The organism is Oceanisphaera arctica, from assembly GCF_002936955.1.
In the GTDB taxonomy this organism is placed as follows: Bacteria; Pseudomonadota; Gammaproteobacteria; order Enterobacterales; family Aeromonadaceae; genus Oceanimonas; species Oceanimonas arctica.
On the sequence record NZ_MPZM01000084.1, the window covers coordinates 1 to 5,693 of the forward strand.

At 54.2% G+C, this 5,693-nt stretch carries 6 protein-coding genes and 1 tRNA gene; 6 read left to right on the forward strand and 1 reads right to left on the reverse strand.

Features of this window, described 5'->3' with window-relative positions:
• Window positions 1-585 precede the first annotated feature (585 nt).
• Window positions 586-660 (forward strand) — tRNA-Arg (locus UN63_RS16570).
• Between the two features lie 248 nt (window positions 661-908).
• A complete protein-coding gene (locus tag UN63_RS16575; protein ID WP_104488598.1) occupies window positions 909-1,739 on the forward strand; it encodes an SDR family oxidoreductase in 831 nt (276 codons plus the stop codon).
• Window positions 1,740-2,008: 269 nt separating this feature from the next.
• Here UN63_RS16575 and UN63_RS16585 read toward each other — a convergent pair whose 3' ends face one another.
• Complete coding sequence (locus tag UN63_RS16585) at window positions 2,009-2,344, reverse strand: DUF1904 family protein (RefSeq protein ID WP_104488599.1); 336 nt, start codon at window positions 2,342-2,344, stop codon at window positions 2,009-2,011.
• A gap of 76 nt (window positions 2,345-2,420) precedes the next feature.
• Between UN63_RS16585 and UN63_RS16590 the strand changes: the two genes are divergently transcribed.
• The 4 genes from UN63_RS16590 (at window position 2,421) to UN63_RS16605 (ending at window position 5,684) form a co-directional block, all read left to right on the forward strand.
• Window positions 2,421-3,266 carry a TraB/GumN family protein gene (locus tag UN63_RS16590; protein WP_104488600.1) on the forward strand — a complete coding sequence of 282 codons (846 nt, stop codon included), beginning with the start codon at window positions 2,421-2,423 and terminating at the stop codon, window positions 3,264-3,266.
• A gap of 143 nt (window positions 3,267-3,409) precedes the next feature.
• Window positions 3,410-3,550, forward strand: a complete 141-nt coding sequence (locus UN63_RS16595) for a DUF3149 domain-containing protein (protein ID WP_104488601.1) — start codon at window positions 3,410-3,412, stop codon at window positions 3,548-3,550.
• Between the two features lie 218 nt (window positions 3,551-3,768).
• A complete protein-coding gene (locus UN63_RS16600; RefSeq protein ID WP_104488602.1) occupies window positions 3,769-5,244 on the forward strand; it encodes a carboxypeptidase M32 in 1,476 nt (491 codons plus the stop codon).
• A gap of 62 nt (window positions 5,245-5,306) precedes the next feature.
• Window positions 5,307-5,684, forward strand: a complete 378-nt coding sequence (locus UN63_RS16605) for a thiol-disulfide oxidoreductase DCC family protein (RefSeq protein WP_104488603.1) — start codon at window positions 5,307-5,309, stop codon at window positions 5,682-5,684.
• Window positions 5,685-5,693 lie beyond the last annotated feature (9 nt).

The window sequence follows — 5,693 nt, forward strand, 5'->3', positions numbered from 1 at the left end:
ATTTCAGGTCAGGGAGTGAATTATACACCCCACTTTGAATTCGTCAAGCTGAATGATGTTCTCTTTCTGCTTGTGACCGTAGGCCGGTTGCCCCGTGTCAGTGGATGCGCATTATAGGGAGCGACTGATTTTACGCAAGGGCTTTTTTGATAAAAATAAGGCTTTGGCGATCAACTGCTCACAATCACAGCAAAATAACTACTAAACCTCTATATTACCCGCAGAAAACTCACGCATTGGCACTATCAGCATAAGAAATGACCAGAAAGATCGCTGCTATTACTGTCCCGTCTTCTATTCTTATATCGCTCACCTTCTGGATCGACGAGCAAGCTGGCTCTTATTGATATTGCAAAGCACATGTAATGGTAACCGGAGCTGAGACTCACTGCGCCGGTATAAGCTGGCGCCGCCAGCACGATATCGAACCGCCAAGAACGACACCAAGGCACAACTAGCTTATAAATAGTTGATTGATCTTACTTAAAGCTAGTTAACATGGCTTTTCTGGTTAATTTACACTCATTCAAACCCAAGGTGTCTTGTGCTTGGAATAGGATAAAATGTAATATCGACTTACTATCCGTCCCCATAGTTAAATGGATATAACAAGGTCCTCCTAAGACTTAGTTGCAGGTTCGATTCCTGCTGGGGACGCCATTGTTTTTATCACTGCCTTCCCGTGCACTGCGTCATCCAGCCCTCCTTCTCAACATCATTACTGATGTAAACATCCTGACTATCAAACTTAATCCATTGATTTACAATGATCTACAGCCACAAACACAGCACCTCCCAAGCGGCAGTTCCTGATGAGAGCCCAAGAGGAGCTATGCCAGCCATTTTCCCTTCTTGTAGCCCCATCCGACAACAGGCAGAGTGAGTCTTTCGCTATTCAGGAGTCATCGATGTCCAAAAACATTCTGCTCACCGGTTGCTCTTCCGGTATCGGCCACACGGCAGCCCATTTTTTCAAGGAAAAAGGCTTCAGGGTCATCGCCTCGGCCCGACAATCCGCTGATGTTGCCTCGCTGAAGCAACAAGGACTGGACGCGGTTCAGCTGGATCTGGCCGATGAGGCCAGTATCGAGACCGCGGTGGAGCAAACGTTGCAACTGACCGGCGGCCGTATTTATGGTCTGTTCAACAACGGAGCCTACGGTCAGCCTGGTGCCCTTGAAGATCTCCCTACCGAAGCACTGCGCGAACAGTTCAACACCAATCTGTTCGGTACCCATCACCTCACCCGGCTAGTATTGCCTACCATGCTGGCGGCCGGTGAAGGCCGCATCATTCAGAACAGTTCGGTACTGGGGCTGGTAGCCATGCAATATAGAGGTGCCTATAACGCCTCCAAGTTTGCGCTGGAAGGCTATACCGACACCCTGCGCCTGGAGCTGACCGGCAGCGGTGTGTATATCAGCCTACTGGAGCCCGGCCCCATCGAAACTCGCTTTAGGGCCAACGCCGAAGCCGCCTTTTTGCGTCACATTGCTGTCGAGCAAAGCCGTCACCGGCAAAGTTATCGGCAAACCCTTGCCAGGCTGCAACAACCCGGCCCAAGCTCTCGTTTCAGTCTGGAGCCGGATGCCTGTATGGCTCCGCTGCTGCATGCTCTGACCAGCCCTCGCCCCAAAATACGTTATCCGGTTACCCGGCCCACTGTGATGATGGGCTGGCTGCGCCGCTTGCTCAGTGCCCGGGCGCTGGACCGGCTGTTACTCAAGGCCGGGGGTTAGGGTCTGTTGACCTTTCGAGATGATTTTTGCAGCAGTTTGTGGGGTCTTGATACAAGACAGCGCTTATGCCACGTAGTCACTTTACATAAATAAGCGATAACGCAGTAGCCAGCCCCCACCAGCGCTGCCCTTCGGGTTCGGCTAAATGCGTTTTTCTCTTTGTTGAGAGGGCTTTGCTTAGAATGCTAGGCTACCCCCCTCTCGCCGCGATAAAAACGCATTTAACTCGAACAAAATTTAACCGCGAAAGGTCAACAGACCCTAGGCCTTTAACCGAAATGGCTGCCGTTTTCATAATACTGGCGGCCTTCAAGTTTGGTGAAGATGACACAGATGTCCTGCTCGGCGCCGACCCGAGCCCGTAGTATCGCCGTAATTTCGGCCGCTACCTTGTCCTGCACCTCCAGTGGTCGCTCAAACCAGAGTACTTCCACAATGGGATAACCACTCACTACCTGCCCCTTGGCCACAAATTCGGCGGGAATAAACTCCAGGGTAAAATGATCCAGAGGGCTGCCAATCAAGGGCGACAATGTATCGACCAGCGGTTTACTGATCTGTTTGACCGTATCCCGGGACAGACCACGAAAACGTAAATGGGGCATGATAAATTCCTTGTTCTAGAGTGAATTACAATTACGGCATCATAATCAAAGCCGAAGCACAAAACAGCGAGGGAAAATGAAAATATTATCTTTGCTACTAGTATGGCTCTGGAGTAGTCACAGCCTGGCAGCTCCGACCTTGTGGTCGGCCACCAAGCCCGGACAACAGCTGTGGTTGTTTGGCTCTGTTCATATCGCCGATGGGCGTCTGGATTCGCTGCCTGCACCGCTGCTGCAAAGCCTGAAACAGAGCGAACGGCTGTTTCTGGAAGTAGACCCAGCCACCGTCACGCCGGCAGCCCTGGCACCCTTTCTGAGCATGCCACCCGGTGACAGCTGGCACCGGCGACTTGGCGCTCCGCTGGCGAACCAGCTTGAACAGTACTTCGATCAACCGGCACTGTCGCTCCTGAAATATCTGCCTCCCTGGTTTGCCGTTCTGCAACTGACCCAGGCGCGGGCCATGGCCCTCGGCTTTGCCGGTGCTCAGGGCGTCGACATGCAGGTGATGAGAATGGCCCAGCAGCAACAGCTGCCGATTTCGGGGCTGGAGTCACCCGATCTAGTGTTCAGCCTGCTCGCCTCTCTGCCCGAACGGCAACTGGAAGCGGACTTTGTGCGACATACTCTCGATGAATTGGACGAGCTGCAACAACACCTCGAGCGGTTGCTGGACACTTGGCAAAGCGGAGACGAGCAGGCGTTGCTTGCGCTGCTTCATAACGAGCAATCTCCGACGCTCAGCCATTTCATCGAGCAGGAATTGCTGCTGTCGCGTAACCGTTTGTGGTTGAAGCAACTGAAGAGCCAGTCTCCCAAAAAAGCCTTGCTGGTCGTCGGCGCCCTGCATCTGTACGGCGAACATGGCTTGCTCCGGTTACTGGAACAAGACGGCTATATCCTGCATAAAGTAGAAGATTAATCAATTCAGTTGAGGACTGTTCCATCAAGGTTGAGGACTCTTCAATCCGGTTGAAGACTCTTCACTTTATTGATCAGGATCAGCATGGGGCCGGGCCGTCTCGCTAAGATTCCTTCATAGCGCATACGAAAGGAGACGACCTGATGACATTCTGGCTTGATTTGATGTTTGGCAGCGACGTGGGCTTGATGTCCATGCTGGTGATTATTGCAACGACATTGCTGATCAGTTTTTATGCCGGTTACTTTATCTATAAAGTCAGAAAAGCAGGGCCCAACGACTGATTTTTGGTAACGGATTTGTGTTTAGCGTACCCTTTTTAACAACGGCGGGCCCCGATCTCCTCCTCCCCGAGGCTTGTCGTTTCCACTTCCTGTTTAACTTGCTTATACTGCGGCTATTTACGCTATCGAGCCGTCCGGCCTGCTGTTTTCCATGCCTTCGTTTTTTCAGCTCACGCATACCAACGGCTCGGTAGACTTCCACCTTCAAGGAACCGCCGATGTCTTATAACGCCCTGAGCCAACACTTCGAACAGCGCTATCACCTGCAGCACCTTGGTGCCATTTGTGGCTGGGATCAAGCCACCATGATGCCGTCCGGCGGCAACGAAGCCCGCGCCGAAGCGATGGGCACCCTGGCAGTGCTGTGCCACCAGCAACTGCAGGATCCGAAATTGGCTGACTTTTTTGCCGCCGCCAAGCAGGAATCACTGACGTCGCAACAGACGGTCAGCCTGGCCGAGATGAGCCGCCAATGGCGCGATGCCACCATGCTGCCGACCGATCTGGTGCGCGCCATGTCACTGGCCGGTTCGCGCTGTGAGCATGCCTGGCGCAACCTGCGTCCGGCCAACGACTGGGCTGGGTATCTGCCGCTGTTTGAAGAAGTGCTCAACCTGTCTCGTCAGGCAGCCTCGGCCCGCGCCGAAGCGCTGGGTCTGTCTCGTTACGACAGTCTGCTGGAGCAATTCGAGCCGGGCATGCGCAGCGACCGGCTCGATACCCTGTTTGGCGATCTCAAAAGCTGGCTGCCGGGCCTAATCATCCAGGTGCAGGATAAACAGCGCGGCGAACCACTGCTTCAGCCCAAGGGCCCCTTTGCCATAGAGCAACAGCGATCGCTGGGGCTGGAGGTGATGGCGATGCTCGGCTTCGACTTTGATCATGGTCGGCTCGATGTCAGCGCTCATCCCTTCTGCGGCGGCGTCAGCGAAGATGTGCGGCTCACCACCCGCTATAACGAGCAGGATGTGGCCCAGGCTCTGATGGGCATCATTCACGAAACCGGCCATGCCCGCTATGAACAGGGTCTGCCCACCCTCTGGCGCCGACTGCCGGTGGGTCAGGCCAGATCCATGGGAGTACACGAATCCCAGAGCCTGTTCTTCGAGATGCAGCTGGCCCGTCATCCCGCCTTTATCACCCGACTGGCGCCCTTGCTGGAGCGTCACTTCGGTGCGCAACCGGCCTTTGCCCCGGACAACATGGCGAGACTCTATACCCGGGTCAACCCCGGACTTATCCGGGTCGACGCAGACGAAGTGACCTATCCGGCCCATATCATGCTGCGCTACGAAATAGAGCGGGATCTGATTGAAGGAAAAATGGAAGCCAGAGACCTTCCCGAGCGTTGGGATCAGCTAATGCAAGATTATCTGGGGCTCGGCACCAAAGGTAACGACAAAGACGGTTGCCTGCAGGACATTCATTGGACCGACGGCAGCTTCGGCTACTTCCCCAGTTACACCCTTGGCGCCATCTATGCGGCCCAGCAGGCCGCAGCCATGCAGCAACAACAGGGCTCGCTGGAGCAACTGATCGAAAGCCAACTGCACACCGTATTCGAATGGCTACAAGACAATATCTGGCAACACGCCAGCCTGCTGGATACCGACAAGCTGATTCAACAGGCTTGTGGCCAGCCACTGGATGCCACCGCCTTCAAACAACATCTAATGCAAAGGTATCTGGGCTAATGCCGACTATGCTTAGCTCAGGGTTCCATGGATGGGATTCCCTTGTCATGGAGGACATGGTGATGGATGGAAAAAAGCCGCGCCATCAGCTGGTGGTGTTTTACGATGGCAGTTGCGAGGGCTGTATCAAGGACAGGGCCCGTTACGAGCGCTGGGCAGGTAAATGTGGCGACGATATTTACTGGTTTGATATCACAGGTCGGGAAGAGGTGTTATTAAGCCTGGGGATCAGCCCCTACAAAGCGTTACGCGAGCTGCATGTACAAACCGCAGACGGAGAAGTACGTTCCGAGCTGGACGCCTATATTCTGTTGATGCAACGGGTGCCCCGGCTCAAGCCGCTGGCCTGGTTGATTGGGTTGCCTCTGGTCAGACCCAGTCTGTCCTGGCTTTATCGCACCTGGGTTCAGTTACGACTGGAACGACAGGGACGAGGTTAACTCCGTTAT